17 protein-coding genes are annotated in these 19,194 nt (G+C 42.2%); 16 read left to right on the top strand and 1 reads right to left on the bottom strand.

The annotated features are described in order from the left end of the window. Positions 1–12 precede the first annotated feature (12 nt). Genes BO15_RS0102130 through BO15_RS0102105 form a run of 6 tightly spaced genes read left to right on the top strand, consistent with a single transcriptional unit; the run spans position 13 to position 6,019 of the window. A complete protein-coding gene (locus BO15_RS0102130) occupies positions 13–1,056 on the top strand; it encodes an acyltransferase family protein (RefSeq protein WP_033151944.1) in 1,044 nt (347 codons plus the stop codon). After that, complete coding sequence (locus BO15_RS0102125; protein ID WP_033151941.1) at positions 1,049–2,011, top strand: glycosyltransferase family 2 protein; 963 nt, start codon at positions 1,049–1,051, stop codon at positions 2,009–2,011. The genes BO15_RS0102130 and BO15_RS0102125 overlap by 8 nt, the downstream gene beginning before the upstream one ends. A 1-nt stretch (position 2,012) precedes the next feature. After that, on the top strand, positions 2,013–3,599 hold the full coding sequence (locus BO15_RS0102120; RefSeq protein ID WP_033151939.1) for a glucosyltransferase domain-containing protein: 1,587 nt from the start codon (positions 2,013–2,015) through the stop codon (positions 3,597–3,599). 3 nt (positions 3,600–3,602) lie between these two features. Beyond that, on the top strand, positions 3,603–4,907 hold the full coding sequence (locus BO15_RS0102115; protein ID WP_033151937.1) for a DUF4910 domain-containing protein: 1,305 nt from the start codon (positions 3,603–3,605) through the stop codon (positions 4,905–4,907). A 9-nt stretch (positions 4,908–4,916) separates the two neighbouring features. Then, positions 4,917–5,768 carry an AAC(3) family N-acetyltransferase gene (locus BO15_RS0102110; RefSeq protein WP_033151935.1) on the top strand — a complete coding sequence of 284 codons (852 nt, stop codon included), beginning with the start codon at positions 4,917–4,919 and terminating at the stop codon, positions 5,766–5,768. A gap of 11 nt (positions 5,769–5,779) precedes the next feature. Beyond that, complete coding sequence (locus BO15_RS0102105) at positions 5,780–6,019, top strand: acyl carrier protein (RefSeq protein WP_033151933.1); 240 nt, start codon at positions 5,780–5,782, stop codon at positions 6,017–6,019. Between the two features lie 62 nt (positions 6,020–6,081). Here the strand turns inward: BO15_RS0102105 and BO15_RS0102100 are convergent, their stop codons facing one another. Continuing rightward, positions 6,082–8,331: a TraX family protein gene (locus BO15_RS0102100; RefSeq protein ID WP_033151930.1), complete on the bottom strand. Its 2,250-nt coding sequence runs from the start codon at positions 8,329–8,331 to the stop codon at positions 6,082–6,084. 75 nt (positions 8,332–8,406) lie between these two features. Between BO15_RS0102100 and BO15_RS0102095 the strand changes: the two genes are divergently transcribed. The 10 genes from BO15_RS0102095 (at position 8,407) to BO15_RS0102050 (ending at position 18,977) form a co-directional block, all read left to right on the top strand. After that, entirely contained in the window at positions 8,407–10,191 is a 1,785-nt protein-coding gene (locus tag BO15_RS0102095) for an HAD-IIIC family phosphatase (RefSeq protein WP_033151928.1), read from the top strand. Positions 10,192–10,282: 91 nt separating this feature from the next. Then, positions 10,283–11,503, top strand: a complete 1,221-nt coding sequence (locus tag BO15_RS0102090) for an NAD-dependent epimerase/dehydratase family protein (RefSeq protein ID WP_033151927.1) — start codon at positions 10,283–10,285, stop codon at positions 11,501–11,503. Positions 11,504–11,618: 115 nt separating this feature from the next. Continuing rightward, on the top strand, positions 11,619–12,776 hold the full coding sequence (wecB, locus tag BO15_RS0102085; protein WP_033151925.1) for a non-hydrolyzing UDP-N-acetylglucosamine 2-epimerase: 1,158 nt from the start codon (positions 11,619–11,621) through the stop codon (positions 12,774–12,776). 2 nt (positions 12,777–12,778) lie between these two features. Next, positions 12,779–13,822 carry a polysaccharide biosynthesis protein gene (locus BO15_RS0102080; protein WP_033151922.1) on the top strand — a complete coding sequence of 348 codons (1,044 nt, stop codon included), beginning with the start codon at positions 12,779–12,781 and terminating at the stop codon, positions 13,820–13,822. 121 nt (positions 13,823–13,943) lie between these two features. Beyond that, positions 13,944–14,798, top strand: a complete 855-nt coding sequence (locus BO15_RS0102075) for a DUF3990 domain-containing protein (protein WP_033151920.1) — start codon at positions 13,944–13,946, stop codon at positions 14,796–14,798. Positions 14,799–14,808: 10 nt separating this feature from the next. Continuing rightward, the gene (locus BO15_RS0102070) at positions 14,809–15,306 is read left to right on the top strand and encodes a hypothetical protein (RefSeq protein ID WP_033151919.1); all 498 of its coding nucleotides are present in this window, start codon (positions 14,809–14,811) and stop codon (positions 15,304–15,306) included. 64 nt (positions 15,307–15,370) lie between these two features. Beyond that, positions 15,371–15,763: a DMT family transporter gene (locus BO15_RS0102065; protein WP_033151915.1), complete on the top strand. Its 393-nt coding sequence runs from the start codon at positions 15,371–15,373 to the stop codon at positions 15,761–15,763. Further along, positions 15,756–16,127 (top strand): multidrug ABC transporter, encoded by a 372-nt coding sequence (locus BO15_RS0102060; RefSeq protein WP_052169716.1) that lies wholly within the window; start codon positions 15,756–15,758, stop codon positions 16,125–16,127. The genes BO15_RS0102065 and BO15_RS0102060 overlap by 8 nt, the downstream gene beginning before the upstream one ends. A 12-nt stretch (positions 16,128–16,139) precedes the next feature. Beyond that, the gene (gene murJ, locus BO15_RS0102055; RefSeq protein WP_033151914.1) at positions 16,140–17,672 is read left to right on the top strand and encodes a murein biosynthesis integral membrane protein MurJ; all 1,533 of its coding nucleotides are present in this window, start codon (positions 16,140–16,142) and stop codon (positions 17,670–17,672) included. A gap of 129 nt (positions 17,673–17,801) precedes the next feature. Beyond that, complete coding sequence (locus BO15_RS0102050) at positions 17,802–18,977, top strand: DegT/DnrJ/EryC1/StrS family aminotransferase (protein WP_033151913.1); 1,176 nt, start codon at positions 17,802–17,804, stop codon at positions 18,975–18,977. Positions 18,978–19,194 lie beyond the last annotated feature (217 nt).

Below are 19,194 nucleotides of genomic sequence, written 5' to 3'. Positions count from 1 at the left end.
CTGGAGAGTATAATGAAACAACGTATTTACACATTAGATATTTATAAAATTGTGCTTACTGTTCTTGTGGTATTTCACCACTTCCAACAGGTTACTGGCGTGGTTTACCCAGGTATTAATTTTTACGGTGGCACAATCGACATGTACCCAATTCTTGAATTGTTCTTTATGATTTCAGGATTTATGTGCGCACCTTCCGTAGCCAAGATGCTTAATGACAGCTTCGGCAAATACTTCATTAAAAAGGCAATCCGTATTTACCCTATGGTTGCCATCACAATGATTACAGGTGCCATCATCATGTTCAGCTATTTCAGAATGACTGGCTCATGGTTCTTCGATATAGCCGTTACATATTGGCGTACATTCAGCAGTATGCTTCTTATCACAACTGGTGGTCCAATCAACAACGGTCTTTCATTAAACCCACCACTTTGGTATCTATGTGTGTTGATTTATTGTTATGTGCTTTTATATTTCATTGTTTGGCTTTGCAACAAGCTCCAGGTGAGCCATTTGGTTGGCGCAGGAGTGATGGTTGTTGTTGGTACATGCGTTGTAGAATATGGCGTTGCATTCCCATTCTTCACAGAGGAAACAGGCAGAGGTTATTCAGCATTCTTCCTTGGCCTCATCATCTACAGCATGTGGGATAAGCTTTCACACAAGGCACTTACGATCTATGGATTTGCAATGACAGCACTTTGTGCTTTCGGATATTTGTTTAAGTTTGAATACATTCAGGGAAATCACCGTGCAGTCATGACATACATGCTTTGGCCTGCAATGATGTTTGTTGCCCTCAGCACAGCCAGATTCTTCCATTTGAAAATCTGGAGCGTTTTGGCAGCAATCTCATTTGAAGTGTATATTTGGCATTTCATTGGCCTTGCATTTCTTATGTACATCAGCACCAGATTTGGTTTAACATTCCCAAATCCAATGCACTTGATGATTGAGTTTTTACTTGGTCTTTGTGTGTTTGCAACTATTGTTTACTATCTTATTGAAAAACCACTTACAAAATGGTTGAAAGGATTAATCCAAAATGGCTAAGAAATTATCGATTGTAGTTTCTGTTTATAATGAGGCTCTTGGCTTGCATCAGTTTTATGAGCACACCAATCAGGTTCTTACTGATGATTTTGCGAAGACAGGATGGGACTATGAGCTTATTTTTGTAAATGATGGCAGTCAAGATGACAGCTTGGAAATACTTCGTGAATTTGCTGAAGAGGATGACCATGTTAAGGTTGTAAATTTTGCAGCCAACCGTGGCCATGAAGCAGCAATGATTGCTGGCATCGATTATTCTTCAGGTGATGCAGTTGTGTGCATGGATGCAGATTTACAGCATCCACCAGAAGTGTTACCTGCCATGGCTCACAAGTTTGATGAGGGATATGATGTTATTTCTATGATTCGTACAGCTCGCCAGGATGCTGGCCTTATCAAGCGCATCACATCTTGGGGCTTCTACAAAGTCATGAATATGCTTTCCGGCAAGACAAAGTTCGAAAACAACTCATCAGATTTCTTTGGCATCTCCCGCAGAGTTGCACTTGTTTTAAAGAAGGATTATCGTGAGCGTGTTCGCTTCCTTCGCGGATATGTTCAAAACGTTGGCTTCAGAAAGACTACACTTGAGTTTGAGGCGTCATCACGTATTGCCGGCGAAAGCAACTACAATATCAAGTCACTTATCGCTCTTTCCCTTAATGCCATCTGCAACTTTTCAGATGCGCCACTTAAGATGGGAATTTACGCAGGACTTGTATCACTTGTAGCTGCATTTATTCTTATGATTTATTCCATCGTTCAGTACTTCCTTGGTACTGCGCCTGATGGATACTCAACAATCATCGTCTTGCTTTGTTTCATGTTCGGTGTATTGTTCATCATTCTTGGATTCGTTTCAGAGTACCTCGCAATTATTTTTGCAGAGGTTAAGAACCGTCCAATTTATATCGTTGACAGCGTAATTACAAAAGATGGAGAGGAATTGCAATAATATGAATTTCACATCTCAGATAGAGACAGCTTTTTCGAAAATCAAAAATCATTTCACAGGCACACAGATCACAGCCCTAATTTCAGCATTGGTGGCTGGGCTTGTGGCCCATGGATATGTTTTGTTCAACCGCATTTCATATCATGACAATGCAGCCTGCCTATTCTCATTGGGCGGCACATACGAATCAGGCAGATGGGTACTTGGTTTCATCTACGACATTCAGATGATGACCACAAAGCTTTTTTCAGTGCCTGTATTTAATGGCCTTTTGTCTCTGATTTTCATTGGCTTTGCAGCAATGCTTATTGTGGATATGTTCCAGATTAAGTCAAAGGTTGCAGCTGCTTTCATCGGCGCAATCATGTCCGTATATCCGGTAGTCACCAGCATCTTTTCTTTCATGTTTACAGCATGGGAATATTTCTTGGCACTGCTTCTTGCGGTTCTTGCAGCAAAGATTTTGCTTAAGTCTTTATCAGTGAAAAACGTCATTCTTTCCGCTGTTGTTTTATCACTTAGCCTTGGTATTTACCAGGCCTTTTTTGCTGTTACAATAGCAACATTTCTTGTGTCACTTACACTTGGCGTTTTGAAAAATGAAATCACTTCTATCGGTGAGTATGCAAAACGCGGTTTCACATATCTTGCAGAGCTTGTAGTTGGTCTTGGTATCTGGGGCGTTATGCGCTTCATCACCCAGCATATCAAGGGTATCGAAGCCGTTGATTACAAGGGAATGGACGATGGCTACAGCCTCGCACTTCTTCCAAAGCAAATCATTGAAAGTGTCGCAGCTTTCTTTGGATTCCGTCAGGCTGGCATCAACGCTTTGTTATATCTTAGAGCCTTCACAGCGCTTGTCGTTGTCGTTACAATCATCCAGCTTGTAGTGATGCTGGTTCGTAGCTCAAATAAGGTCGGCGTTAAAGCTATTTCATTGGTAGGTCTCATTTTCCTTCCAATAGGAATGAACGTGGTCTATCTTCTTTCTACTAGTGAGGAATATCACGTAGATTCGCTGATGGTTTACGGCAATATTTTCGTTTTCCTTCTTCCAGTATTTTTGATTGAGATGTTGGATGCACAGGAGTTCAAGGCTGGCGCAGTACGCAGCCTTACATCAATCGCCACATGGATTCAGATTCTTTCACTTGCAGTCCTCACTGTGGGTTACATATATCTTGATAACGCTGCCTACATGAAGGCAGAAATCGCAGAGGAGCAGGCCACTGCCTACTACACCGAGCTTGTTGCAAACATCAAAGCCACAGAAGGCTTTTCCGATGATATGGAAATCGTCTTCGTTGGTTGGGAAAATCTTTCCGATGGCACCAATGCCAAAGTGGATTCAGTAGACCAGCTCGAGGCAGTGCAGCTTGAAAAATATCCTCGCTTCACCGACATCATCACTTACGGCGGCTCAAGATTTTTCATGCAGGAGCACCTTGGATTTGGCAATGACCTTCTTATCGAGGATGATGGCACATACGCTGATAACGCTGAGGTTCAGGCTATGCCAACATATCCAAACGATGGTTCAATCGCAGTGATTGACGGAAAAGTAATTGTTAAGCTAGGAGAGTAATTCATGAGTTCAATTGGACAGAGTATGTATGATTTTGCCACAGAGCTTTTTCCTATCAACCGAAGCATCACAGGTGAGGGCGTTCGCCAGACTTTAAAGATGTGCTCCGATAGGATTGCAGGCGATGATGGCGTTACATTTGAGATAAAAAATGTTGCCAGTGGTACACAGGTCTTTGACTGGAATGTGCCAAAGGAATGGAAGATAAACGCAGCTTACATCGAGGACGAGGCAGGCAACCATATAGTAGATATGGCTGTTAGTAACCTCCACGTGATGGGTTATTCTACCCCTATCGATGAGTGGGTAGATTTGGAAGAGTTGAAGCAGCACATCTTCACATTGCCAGATCAGCCAGATATCGTACCTTACGTTACCAGCTATTACAAGGAACGCTACGGATTCTGCATGAGCCAGAATCAGTTGGATAGCCTTAAGCCAGGCAAGTACCACATGTACATCGATTCAGAGCTTTTCAATGGTAATCTTACATACGCTGAGCTTGTTTTACCAGGCGAGTCCGATGAAGAAATCTTCTTCTCAACATACGATTGCCACCCATCTATGGCCAACAACGAAGTCTCAGGCCCAGTACTGATGTGTGAGCTTATCAAATACGTAAAGACGATAAAGAATCGCCACTATACATATCGATTCATCATCATTCCAGAGACAATCGGTTCTATCACATACATCGCTACAGATGATCACTTGCAGCATATGAAGCAGCATATCGTTGCAGGCTTTAATCTTTCTTGCGTAGGTGATGATAGGGATTATTCAATTGTCCATAGCAAATACGCAGATACTCTTGCCGACAGAGTTCTTACGAATGTTCTAAAGACTCATACAGAAGGAAAATATAGCGACTACAGCTTTTTGAAGCGCGGCTCAGACGAGCGCCAGTACAATTCCGCAGGCGTGGACCTTCCAGTGGTTTGCTTCTGCCGTAGCAAGTTTGGCGAGTACCCAGAGTACCACACCAGTGCCGATGATATGACTCTCGTTAGCCCAGAGGGATTCCGGGGAGCATACGATGTTGTCACTCAGGTGGTAGATGCTCTTGAAAACAACAAGACTTTTGTCATGACAGTACCTTGCGAGCCACAGCTTGGCAAGCGCGGGCTCTTCCCAACAGTTAGCAAAAAGGGAAGCTACGATGCAGTCATGGCCATGATGTATTTCATGACATACGCCGATGGTCGCAACGATTTGATTGGCATTTCGGAAATCACAGGAGTGCCAGTAAAAGAGCTAATCGACATCGCCCACAAGCTTCATGAAAATGGCTTGGTAGAAGTAAAATAAGAGGAAAAAATGACATCACAAGATTTATTAAATGATATAAAAAATGAAATCGCATCTCTTGGCATAGCACGTGGCGACATGGTTTACGTTGCCAGCGACATCACAAACCTTTTATTCGTTGCCAAAAACGAATGCCAGGTTAAGGTAAAGCAGAGAAACGATTTCTTAAATGAATTCGTAAATACGTTACAGGATTTAGTCGGAGAGGAAGGAACACTTCTGTTTCCAGTTTTCTCCTGGGACTTTTGTAGAGGAAATGGCTTCGATTATTTAAACACACCAGGCGAGGTTGGTGCTCTCAACAATTGGATTCTTAAAAACAGAACCGACTTCATTCGCACCAAGCACCCAATGTATTCTTTTATGGTTTGGGGCAAAAATGCACATCGCTTGGCGGCCATGAATAATCAGGATGCCTGGTCCGATGCAGGTCCATTCACCTATCTTCGTGACAACGGCGGTAAGCAGCTGTTCTTTGACATCCAGGCCCACCAGGGTATCACCTTCGGTCACTACGTAGAGCAGTGCGTTGATGTTCCTTATCGCCATCCAAAGTATTTCTTTGGCGACTACACAGATAAAAATGGCGTCACAGAAAAACGCTGCTACTCAATGTACGTCCGTGATTTGGAAGTTACCCAGGAAATCAGCATCACCAATGAATGGCTTGTTTCAAATGGCGTTGCAAAAGCTGGCGAAAGCCACAGCCTTGGCCTTTGCGTATGCGACCTTGGTGCAGCTTATCCAGTCATCGCAGCAGATATGCGCGCAGACGGTGCCAACACATTAAAATTCGAAAACTACACCTTGGACTGGTCAAAGCCAAAGACCGTTCCTTACGAAGTAAAAGGATTAGAATAAAGGAGATTACAATGAACAGAGAAGAAATCTTATCTAAAATAAACGAAATCTTTCAGGATGCCTTCGACGATGAAAGCCTTGAAATCAGCGAAGCAACCACAGCAAACGACATTGAAGGTTGGGATTCACTTATGCAGATGAACCTTATCGAAATGATCGAGGATGAATTTGAATTCCAGTTCACTATGGACGAAGTTGCCGCCCTCAAAAATGTAGGCAGTATCGTGGATGTAGTGGCTAGCCACGCATAACTAGAATTAATGCATATAAAAAAGAGCTATCTGAAGGTCATTGCCAACAGATAGCTCTTATTTTATCTAAACGCAAATGTCTTCTTGCCAGCACCCTTGGCAATATAGAGTGCTTCGTCAGCATCTTTGTAAAGCTGATTGTATGTCTTGGCTGGTGCCAGCTCGCTGCCGCCTGTCAGGGAGATGCCAAGTGAAATAGATGTAACTCCAGGATAAGCAGTGGCCAGCAGCTTGTTGTCAAAATTGTCGATAAGCAAGTGAGCAAAGTTGCTGAGGGCTCGCTTGTCTGTGATGCCTTCATAGTACAGAGTGAACTCATCACCACCCACACGTCCCGCAATCAGGTTGTGATTCATGTCGCGAGTTTGTTCGTGTTTGATTACAGCAGAAAGGGTGCTTAGAATAACATCTCCAGCATCGTGACCGTAGTTGTCATTGACGTGCTTAAAGTTGTCCAAGTCCACCATAAAGAAGGCGCCGCCTTCCTTTCTCTCAAGGGCCTCACCCACTCTTTTCTCAAAAGCTTTTCTATTAAGTAGCCCTGTAAGTGAATCCGTATTTGCGGATTTCTCTATAGAGCTAAGATACTCAAAATGTTCAGTTAAATCAAAAATCCAAAGGATGGAACCGATGTTGTGGCCTTGCTCAGTAAGAGGCTCAACTCGTATCTCGTAAGTGTGACCGTCCTTTGTGATTGTAGATTCTCCACTTGTCAAAGCTTCATAAAGCCCAGGCACATTTCTTGCAGAATCAAATCTCATGAACTTGCCAAATAACTGATGTACCACTTCGTTGTGATACATGATGCTAAAGTTTCTATCTACAACCAGGATTCCTTCGTTACCACGATTAATGGCATTTGCAAAATCCAAAGCAACAGAATCAAGGTAGCTGTATTTCTTCAGAGAAAGAACAACGAAATATGCAGTAAATGGAATGGTCAAAGCAGGAATCTCGTACTTATCAAAAAGACCGATCATCTTGCTGATGTATGGAATCCACATGGTAACCATTCCAAGAAGCAAAAGCCTGAGACGCTTTCTCTGCAAATTATCGTGATTACGAAGTGAGTAAAATCCCACGCCAATGGCCATCAAGCAAATGGCTAAGCAGTATAACACGAATGCATAGAAAACAATTCCGTATTCCACCACGTACATTCGTGGAAACGGACCGTCAAAGTCCATAATCACATCCTTATACATCAGATGATTCTCTCGCCAGGTGAACATGCAGTACATGACAAATGTGGAGAAAACAAACTCGAAAACATAAACAGGATATGGCAATCTGGTATGTGTCAACTCCTGGATGCAAAGAGTGATTGCGATAAACACAAAGCATTCTGCAAAGTACTGAAGCTTGGTTGCAGTGTAAACGCCCTCGATGTCATAGGTGGTAATCTCCATTAAAAATCCAAACAGGTACATGGCTGCACTAGTCATGAAAAATGTAACAGCCATTTGAGCTCGTGTGGTGTGCAACGTAAGCACATACGAAAGGATGATTAGCGCAATCAAAAGTGCTATCACATGGATATCGATGTAAAGATTTTGCAGAGTGTATCCACGAACAATGTGCCTTATGTAAGCAAGCAGCAAAAAGTGGCTAGGATAAAAGATGTAGAAGAAATATCTGCCTACACCTGAACCGCCAAATAAATCCTTGCCTCTCCCTCCGTTGTAAAAATACAAAGGAATTAACGCAAATACGAATCCAAGCAAATATAGTCTTTCCTGAACTGTCCAATCATACTGGGAGAAATGGTACTGTTGATTGAGTACTATCATCACTGAAAGAACTGCACTCATAAGCACAGTGGCGCCAGTAAATATGATGGCCTTATCCTTGAAATCCCTTCCATAGTAAAAAATGAAAACATAGATGATTGGCATCACAACCCATCCACCGATTAGTAAAGAAATCAGCACAAGTAGGGCAATCAAGCATATCTTCATCCATCTTTTGAAAATCTTTCCCTCAGAAATGCAAAGGCAAAGCAACGCCAGCGTCAAATCGAAAATGATATTTTGGCGATAGCCATATTCCTCATGAAAGAAAATATAAAACGGAATTACAGAGATGGCAGAAAAGGCCAACATCCTATAGATATAATCCTGTAGATTTTTGGTGTGCCTGTATCCTTCGGCGATAAAAAAGCACATGATAGGAAGTGTGAGCCTTCCGAAAATGTGCATTAACTGTCCTAAAGGAGACATGAAATCTACAAATCCCCAAGCGGTGTGATCAACCACCATGGCAATGATTGCCAAAATTTTTAATTGTGTTCTATCTAGTCCGCGATTTTTCATACTAGAATAATACCATAAAATCCCTTAAAATAAGTCATAGATTTAAACAAAAGTAGATTATAAAAAGGAGAAAAAATGGATTGTTTTAATTATCCTTTAGATACAAAAACATTGCGTAGAAAACGCGCCAAGATATACAGAGAGCTATCTGAAAAGCCAGGACTCATCGAAAAGAAGATTGCAGTGCTGGGCGGTTCCACTACAAATGATGTGGTAGATATGCTTTCTATTTTTTTGTTGAATCACGGAATCAAGGCCAGCTTCTATCAGTCTGAGTACGGTCAGTACTGGCAGGATGCCATGTTTGGAAGCCCTGAGCTAGATGCCATGAATCCGGACATCATATATATCCACACCAGCTGGAGAAATATCACTGATTTTCCACAGATGGATATGGACAAATCCACAGTGGATGATTTGCTTGAAAATCAGTATCAGCATTTTGAGGCTATGTGGACAGCTCTTGAGGAAAAGTTCCATTGCCCAATTATTCAGAACAATTTCGACCGACCAAACTACAGATTGATGGGCAACCGCGACATCTGGGACTACAGAGGTCGCAGCAATTTCATCTCAAGGTTGAATCAACGTTTCTATGATTATGCAAATAATCACACAGGCTTTTACATCAATGATATCGATTATCTGGCACAGGACTACGGCCTTTCTCAGTGGAACGACGCCAAATACTGGCACATGTACAAGTGCGCCATGAATATGGACGCCATCCCATACGTGGCTCAGTCCGTTGCTTCTATTATAAAGTCCATTTATGGACGCAATAAAAAAGTCCTTGCCCTTGATTTGGACAACACCCTTTGGGGCGGCATCGTGGGAGATGACGGAGTGGAAGGCATCGCAATCGGCCCAGAGGTTCCAGCGGGACAGGTGTATGCCGAGTTCCAAAGCTACTGCAAGAATCTTAAGGACATCGGCGTTGTACTTGCTGTTGATTCTAAAAACGACGAGGCAAATGCAATCGCCGGACTCAATCATCCAGACGGCATCCTTCGTCCAGATGATTTCGTTTCAATCAAGGCCAACTGGGATCCAAAGGATTTAAATCTTTCTCAGATGGCAGACGAGCTTACTCTTGGAGTGGACAGCTTCGTATTTGCGGATGACAATCCTGCGGAGCGAGAGATTGTTCACAGCCAGCTTGGTGTAGAGACTCCTGCTATGGACGGTGCAGAAAATTACATCAAGGTTCTTGATCACGGTGGATATTTCGAGGTTACCAACTTCTCCGGCGAGGATATGAAAAAGACACAGATGTACCATGCCAAGGCTGAGGCTAAGAAAGCCCAAGCAGCTTTTGCCGACTACGGCCAGTATCTGGACAGTCTTGATATGACAGCTTACATCACAGGTTTTGAGCCAATCATGATTCAGCGTGTGGCCCAGCTTACAAATAAGTCGAACCAGTTCAACCTCACTACACTTCGCTGCAGCGAGGACGACATCCGTCAGATGCAGGATGGTGGAAAACACATCTGCATGGCTGGCAAGCTTGTTGATAAGTTCGCCGACAACGGCATCGTAACTGTTGTTGCAGGAGAGATAAAGGACAGCACAGTTGATATCAAATTGTGGCTCATGAGCTGTCGAGTTCTTAAGCGTGGCATGGAAGATTTGATGATGAACGAATTTGTCAGCCGCTGCAAGGAAAAAGGCGTTGATAAAATCGTGGCTCATTACTATCCAACTGCCAAAAACGCAATGGTGAAGGATTTCTATGGAGACTACGGCTTCACTCTCGAAAGCGAGGACGCTGAAGGCAACAGAACTTACACAATCAACGTGGCTGATTATGAACAAAAGCCAGTACATATAAAATACATGAGTTCGAGGACAGATTAAGTTTGTCTTCGAACTCTTTTTAGTTTAATGCACTTATTTTATTGTTGTGCTATAATTAATGAGTTTAATTATATAAAAATGGAGAACAGATTTGAGAATACTAATTACAGGGGCTGCAGGCTTCGTTGGAAAGAATCTTGTTGAGACTCTTAAGTGTGCAGCTGATGGAAGAGACAGGTTCCATTTTGTTGATGAGGACCTGACAATTTATGAATATGACAGAAATTCTTCATTGGAGGAGTTGGATCGATTCTGCGCTGATTGCGATTTCGTTTTCAATCTTGCAGGTGTCAATCGTCCACAGAACACAGAGGAATTTATGGAAGGCAACTTCGGCTTTGCCAGCACTCTTTTGGATACTTTGAAAAAGCACGGCAACACTTGCCCGGTTATGCTTTCATCATCTATCCAGGCCACACTTCTTGGCAGATATGCCGGCAGTGATTACGGCAAAAGCAAGCTAGCCGGTGAGGAGCTTTTCTTTAAATATCAGCAGGAGACAGGGGCAAAGGTTTTGGTTTATCGTTTCCCAAATCTTTTTGGAAAATGGTGCCGTCCAAACTACAACTCAGCAGTTGCCACATTCTGCCACAACAAGGCAAATGGCTTGGACATCACAGTAAACGACCCGGCCACAGAGCTTACACTTGTTTATATTGATGATTTGGTTAACGAAATGGTTGCAGCACTTCGCGGCCAGGAGCATCGTTGCAATTATGATGATCAGGGCCAGGTGGTAGAAGCAGCAGATGGTCGCTATTGCCACGTGCCAGTCACACACACAGTGACACTCGGCGAAATCGTGGAGCTTCTTGATAGCTTTGTGGAAGAGCCTCATTCACTCATCATGCCAGCCATTCCAAATGGCAGCTTTGCAAAGAAGCTTTACAGCACATACCTTTCATATCTTCCAAAGGAAAAGGCGTGCTTCGATTTAAAAATGAACGTGGACAACCGCGGTTCATTCACAGAGCTTTTAAAGACAACCGACCACGGCCAGTTTTCAGTTAATATATCAAAGCCTGGCATCACAAAGGGCCAGCATTGGCATCACACTAAATGGGAGTTCTTCATTGTAGTCAGCGGCCACGGCCTCATCCAGCAGCGCCGCGTGGGTGTGGATGAAAACGGCAATCCATTCCCAGTGCTTGAATACGAAGTTTCAGGGGAAAGGATTCAGGCAGTACACATGCTTCCTGGCTACACCCACAATATAATCAATCTTTCTGATTCTCAGGATTTGGTAACCCTTATGTGGGCCAACGAACTGTTAGAGCCGTTGAGGCCTGACACTTATTATGAGGAAGTGTAGATTATTTAAATGAGCTTGTAACTGACAATCTCTTAGATTTCTCAAGCGAATCGTGTTAGATGAGCGGAGAAATACTAAGGATTGTAAGTGTAACAAGCGGAGTAGAGGTAATAGTATGTTTAAAAATAATGGAAAACTAAAGTTATTAATAATAGTAGGAACAAGACCTGAGATTATCAGACTTGCAGCTGTAATCAAGAAGTGCCGCAAGTACTTTGATTGTGTGCTTGCTCACACAGGTCAGAACTATGACTACAATTTAAATGGTGTATTCTTCAAGGATTTGCAGCTTGATGATCCTGATGTTTATATGGAAGCTGTTGGAGACAACCTTGGTCAGACAGTTGGCAACATAATTGCTAAATCATACGAGCTTATGGTTGAAATTCAGCCTGATTCCCTTTTGATTCTTGGCGACACAAACTCATGCCTTTCAGCTATTGCTGCAAAGCGTCTTCATATTCCAATCTTCCACATGGAAGCTGGAAACAGATGTAAGGATGAGTGCCTTCCAGAGGAGACAAACCGTCGTATCGTAGATATTATTTCAGATGTAAATATGGCATACTCAGAGCACGCTCGTCGCTACTTGGCTGAGTGCGGGCTTCCAAAGGAGCGCACATACGTAACAGGCTCTCCTATGGCAGAGGTCCTTCATGCAAACCTTGAGCAAATCGAGGCAAGCAACGTTCTTGAGACACTTGGTCTTGAGCCAAAGAAGTACATCCTTCTTTCAGCTCACCGCGAGGAGAACATCGACACAGAAAAGAACTTCACAAGCCTTTTCACAGCTATCAATGCATTAGCAGAAAAGTACGACATGCCAATCCTTTACAGCTGTCATCCACGCTCACGCAAGCGTCTCGAAGCTACAGGCTTCAAGCTCGACCCACGTGTTCGCATGCACGAGCCACTTGGCTTCCACGACTACAATCACTTGCAGATGAATGCATTTGCGGTTGTTTCCGATTCAGGTACACTTCCTGAGGAATCAAGCTTCTTCACAAGCATTGGAAAGCCATTCCCTGCAGTGTGCATCCGTACATCAACTGAGCGTCCAGAGGCCCTCGATAAGGCTTGCTTTATCATCGCTGGTATCGACGAAAAGTCATTACTTCAGGCAGTTACTACAGCCATCGATTTGAATGAAAACGGCGATTATGGTATACCTGTACCGGATTACATCGAAGAAAATGTATCCACAAAGGTTGTTAAAATTATCCAGTCTTATACCGGTGTGGTTAACAAAATGGTTTGGAGAAAAGAGGTTTAATAATGAATTGTGAATTATTTAAAGATAAAACACTTATGATAACTGGAGGTACTGGTTCATTTGGTTCCACAGTTTTAAAGCACTTCCTTGATTCAGATTTAAAGGAGATTCGTATCTTCTCACGTGACGAGAAGAAGCAGGATGATATGAGACATCAGCTTCAGGCTGAGCATCCAGATCTTGCTGGTAAGGTAAAGTTCTACATTGGAGATGTTCGTAACATGCGCTCTGTTCAGGATGCTATGCCAGGCGTAGATTTCATCTTCCATGCAGCAGCATTAAAGCAGGTTCCATCATGTGAGTTCTTCCCAATGGAAGCTGTTCGTACAAACGTAGAAGGAACTGACAATGTTCTTCATGCAGCAGTAGAGGCAGGCGTTCAGAGAGTTGTTTGCCTTTCAACAGATAAGGCTGCTTACCCAATCAACGCTATGGGTATTTCAAAGGCTATGATGGAAAAGGTTATCGGCGCAAACGCTCGTGTTGCAGCCGGTAAGACTACAATCTGTACAACACGTTACGGCAACGTTATGTGCTCACGTGGTTCAGTTATCCCTCTTTTCATCGACCAGATCAAAGCAGGCAACCCAATCACAATCACAGATCCAGAGATGACTCGTTTCCTCATGAATCTTGATGAGGCAGTTGCACTTGTTATGTTTGCTTTCGAGCATGGTGAGCCAGGCGACCTCTTCGTTCAGAAGTCAGATGCTTCTACAATCGGAGACCTTGCAAAGGCTGTTCAGCAGCTCTTCGGCGACACAGGCACAAAGATTATTGGAACACGTCACGGCGAGAAGCTTTTCGAGACACTTATGACAAACGAAGAGTGCGTTCGTTCCGTAGATATGGGCAACTACTATCGTGTACTTCCAGATGGTCGTGACCTCAACTACGACAAGTTCTTTGTAGATGGCCAGGTTCACACAATGGCATCTGAAGCATACACATCACACAACACAAAGCGCCTCGATGTACAGGGTACAGTAGACAAAATCATGACTACAGATTATGTACGTGAGATGCTTGCAAACTGGAATAAGTAAAAAGGAAGCGAGGCTCGAGCCTCGCTTTTATTAGGACGCTAAACTTCTTTAAGTAATGTGATATAAACAAGTTTATTGAACTTCTTTAAGTAATATGATATAAATAAGTTGGAGGTACACAATGGAGTATAATTTTTCACAAGATTTAAAGTCTATAAGAGAAATTCTCAGTATCAGCCAAGAAGAACTTGCTAAGGAGTTAGGTGTACAGCAGATAACATTATCACGTAATGAAAGTGGTGTTACAAATCCTAGTGAGCAATTATTGGAGATGGTATATGAATATGCTTTTAAAAATAATATAAAGATTAATAGACTGAAAGAAATGCTATGTAGAGATAATTTGCCTATCAATCATAAGCAGCTATTTCATGGAGCAAAGAGTGAGATTAAAGGTGAAATAGATGTTTTCTATGGAAGAGATAATAATGATTTTGGGAAAGGGTTTTATACTGGAGAAAAATATGAGCAGGCTGTATCTTTTGTGTCAGGCTTTGATAAATCTTCAGCATATATTATAGATTTTAATCCTGAAGGACTAATGTCTAAGGAATACAAGGTAAATCAGGAATGGATGATGACTATTGCATATTATCGAGGAGCTTTAGATGAATATAAGAATCATCCTAGAATTAAAAAGATAATTGAAGAATCCAGAGAATGTGATTACATTGTTGCCCCAATAGCCGACAATAGGATGTTCCAAATAATAAACTCCTTTATAAATGGGGAAATCACTGATGAACAGTGCAAACATTGCCTGGCAGCTACAAATCTTGGAAATCAATATGTGTTTATTAGTGAGAAAGCTGTTAGTCATATAAAGTTATTGGAACGTTGTTATGTTTCACAAAGCGAGAGGGATTACTATAAAAAGATAAGAACGGAAGAGGCCAAACTTGGAGATGATAAGGTAAAGTTGGCCAGAAGAACCTACAGAGGACAGGGTAAATATATAGATGAAATTCTTGAGTAGGAGATGAAATATGAATGCAAGAAAAATTGATAAAGATGGCTTATTGCTATGTGATATACAGGCAAAAACATTTGAATTATCGATAGAAAAAATGAATTCAAGCTCAGAAATTTTCATCAGAAGATATATGCATAGTGATATTGCGAAAAAGCTGGATAATGGTTCATTGTTGGAAACCAATCTACAAGCGGGTGATATCTTAGAGTCAGTAAATGAGCAGTATGGAACATCCAATTATGGATCAGTGAAATACTCAAATAACGAAATGTTTTGGATTGGGTATTTCTATAGATATTTTTGCTATTCTTATGAAATCTCTTCATCAAGAGCCTATAAAATTGTAAAGCCTAAGGAACTGCGAGGACTGTATTTACCATATCATACATTAGATGTTTCTCAGGCCATTGAAAGAGTTTTGGAGGCAAAAGGCTTATTGACAGATGAAGAAACAGAGCTTCAAAGGCAGTATGAAATATTTAAGAAATATCGTTTGAATAATCAAAACTAGATTTTCAGCATAGCTAGCGTTATACTGTAATAGTTTATAAGAATTAAGAAAGTAGGACAAATTCATGAAAAGAGATACTATAAAGTGGTTTGCCATTTTACATGTAATTATTTTGATATTTTCGGTAAATAGCATTTGCTCTAAGTTTGCATCACAGAACCAATTCCTTAGTCCAAAGTGGATTCTTTTCTATGGAATAGTTATTTGCATCCTTGGATTCTACGCTATTGCATGGCAGCAGGTTTTAAAGCATCTGCCACTTATCACTACATATGCAAACAAAGCTGCAACAACAATCTGGGGTCTCATATGGGGCTTTGTTGTGTTTGGCGAGCAGATTACACTTCAGAAGGTAATCGGTGCAATCGTTGTTATCATCGGCGTTTACCTTGTTGTTAGTGGTGATGAGGAAGTCAACGGAAAAGCTAGCAAAGAGGAGGTAAGCAGCAATGAATAAATTTATGTTAATTATGCTTACTGGTACATTCATCGCCTCTTGCTCACAAATCGTTTTAAAGAAGGCTGCTGAAAAAGAATACCCAAGCAAAATTGCAGAGTACCTTAACCCAATGGTTATGGGAGCATACATTGTTTTCTTTGGAGCATCACTTTGCTCAGTAATCGGCTACAAGGGAGTACCACTTTCACTTGGACCAATTCTTGAGGCAACAGGTTATATCTGGGTTGCTGTTTTAGGAAAAATATTCCTTGGTGAGAAAATTGGTGCCAAGAAAGCAACAGGACTTTGCGTAATCATTATAGGAATCGTTATTGCGAGCTTCGGTTCAGAGATTCTTACAGCGATAACATCACTTTTCTAATAGGAATTAAATATGAGTAAACAAACAAAAAGTATCGTAAGCACAACTATCGTAATTACGATACTTACTTTGTGCTTTAAGCTACTTGGCTTTGTTAAGCAAATGGTCATAGCTTATTTCTTCGGCACAACATTCGAAACAGATATATATTTCGTAGCCTTCAATTTTGTAGGCACGCTATCGTCAGCTTTTATCAGGGCTATCACCATTTCACTGGTAAGCATTTACACTCACTGCCTGGTGCAGCGAGGTAGGGATGCAGCATCAAGACTTATGAGTGCATGTCTTGAAATCTTGCTACCGGTAGTGCTTTTTGTGTTGCTGATTGTCTACATGATTACACCATACATCGCATCAGCACTTGGCCAGGGCTACACACCAACAGAGCTGGAATACTTACAGCAATATCTAAAGATTTGCTATCCATTTTTCTTGTTTGCGGTAGTCACATTGGTATGGACATCTATGATGGATGCCAACAAAGACTTCGTAGTCAGCCGTACCGAATCAGCAATCACAAGTATCACAACAATCTTGTGTATCCTGATTCTCTACAACGTGCAGGCAGTTACATCACTAATCATTGCCCAGTATTTAAGCTACATCATCTTTGGCTCATTGCTTTTGATTCGTGGACGCAGATATTTCAAGTTCACATTCGTAGCATTCAAGGATGTGCCAGAGATTAAAACAGTACTTTTGACGGCGGTGCCACTATTCATAGGCAATTCCGTTTCGCAGATAAACAAGCTGGTTGATAGTGCTCTTTCCACAGGCCTTGGTCACGGAAATGTATCGGCATTATCATACTCAGTTTCCCTGGAAGATTTTGTTACTATCATCTTGGTAAACAACCTGGTGGATGTTTTATATGTAAACTTCTCCACATACACAGCCCAGGGTGATTATGACAGCCTTATCGACACCATGAAAAAGGCTATCAACGTCATGATTTGCATCATGATTCCAATCACACTTGTTACCTGTATGTGTGCAAGGGAAATCGTTACTATCGCCTTTGGACGTGGTAACTTCGGCGAGAAATCCATCGCCCTTACAAGTGCAGCTCTCATCGGTTATGCTGTCGGTTTTACTAGTATGGGCGTACGTGATATTATTTTAAGAGGACTTTATTCTTTTAAGGACACCAAGCGCGCGATGATTTCAGGAATCTTCGCTGTGGGCGCCAACATCATCTTTAGTATTGCGCTGTCACATGTCATTGGAGTTATGGGTATTTCAATTGCTAGCTCCATCAGCTTGACAGTCAACTTTTTGATTAACTCACAGATGCTGAAGCGCCACATCAAAGACTACAGATTCCTGGACCACATACCAGTTTTACTAAAACAAATTCCAGGTGCAATTTTTGTAGTAATCGTAGTGCTTTTGATGAAGTATTTATTTGATAGCAACATCATTATCTTTGGCCTCTCAGCCGTAATCGGCATCGGTGGCTACATCGTCATCCTCATGATGATGCGCATCGAAGAGGTTGAGTACGTTAAAGGTAAAGTGGTAAGCCGACTAGGTAGGAATAGTTAAGTATTAAAGATAGCTTGTAGCTATAAAGCTCTAGACAAAACTAAAGCGAAACGTGTTGTTGAGCGTAGTTTGTCTAGGCTTGAGAGCGTAACAAGCGAGCCATAGAGTAGTGGTAGTTAGGAGGAAAATATGATACCAGTTATGAATGTGCAGAGACAGTATGCGTCTCTTCAGGATGAGCTTGATGCAGCAGCACTTGAGGTGCTTCACTCAGGCGGATATATTTTAGGACCAAAGGTTCAGAATTTTGAAAATGAATTTGCATCATACTGTGGTGCAAAGTATGCAGTAGGTGTTGGCAATGGCACAGATGCCCTTGTAATCGCACTTCTTGCAGCAGGCATTGGTGAGGGTGATGAAGTTATCACAACAGCAATGACATTTGTTTCTACAGCAGAGGCAATTGCTCAGGTTGGGGCAACTCCAGTATTTGTAGATATCACACCAGAGACTTACACAATGGATCCAAGCAAGCTTGAGGCTGCTTTCACATCAAAGACAAAGGCTGTTATTCCAGTTCACATCTACGGCCAGGCTGCAGATATGGATGAGATTTGCAGAATCGCTCACAGCCACAACGCACTTGTAATCGAAGACTGTGCACAGGCTGCAGGCGCTAAATACAAGGGACGTCGCACATGCTCACTTGGCGATATTGCATGCGTCAGCTTCTTCCCAACAAAGAACCTTGGTGCAGCAGGCGATGCTGGTATCATCGTTACAAGTAACGAAGACTTATACAAAGCTGCTATGGCTTTCCGTGTTCACGGTTCAGGTCTCAATGGCGCTTACACATACGCTAGATTAAATGGTCAGGAGTTCGACGAGTCAAAGATTGATTTCCACGGAAATCTTCCAAAGTACTACAATTACTTAGTAGGCTTCAACTCTCGTCTTGATGCACTCCAGGCAGCAATGCTTTCAGTTAAGCTTCCTCATCTTGATGATTGGAACGCTCGCCGCCGTGAAATCGCAGCAATCTACAACGAGAAGATTACTAACACAGCTTTCGCAAAGCCAGTAGTTGCTGACTTCAACGAGCACATCTTTTACGTTTATCCACTTCGCGTAAACGACAGAGCAAAGTTTAGAGCATACATGGAAGAAAAGGGCATCGCCACAGGCGTTTACTTCCCAGTTCCAATGCATGAGCAGGCCTGCTTCGGCAAGCTTGGCTACAAGCACGGAGACTTCCCAGTTGCCGAGGACCTTGCAGAGCACGGCGTAACAATCCCTATGTTCCCAGAGCTCACTGACGACGAAATCAACCAGGTCATCGACGCAATGAACGCATACACAGAGTAATGATTAATGGCACCTCAGCTAAGGCTGAGGTGTTTTTTTATTGTTTCAACCTGCTAGACACATCATATCTGCCAAGTTATCTCAGTCAAGGGCAAGCCTTCGGAGCTTCGCTCCCTTGACTTCATAACTTTTGGCAGATAAATGTTAGTCAAGCAGGATTGAAACTGGGACTGTGGCGAATCCACAAGTCACATTAAAAGGAGGGGCTGGCGGCGGC

It is taken from the genome of Pseudobutyrivibrio ruminis HUN009 (genome assembly GCF_000703005.1).
Lineage (GTDB): Bacteria > Bacillota > Clostridia > Lachnospirales > Lachnospiraceae > Pseudobutyrivibrio > Pseudobutyrivibrio ruminis_A.
Note: the sequence above shows the minus strand (reverse complement) of the source record. Positions and strands in the feature narration are given on the sequence as shown.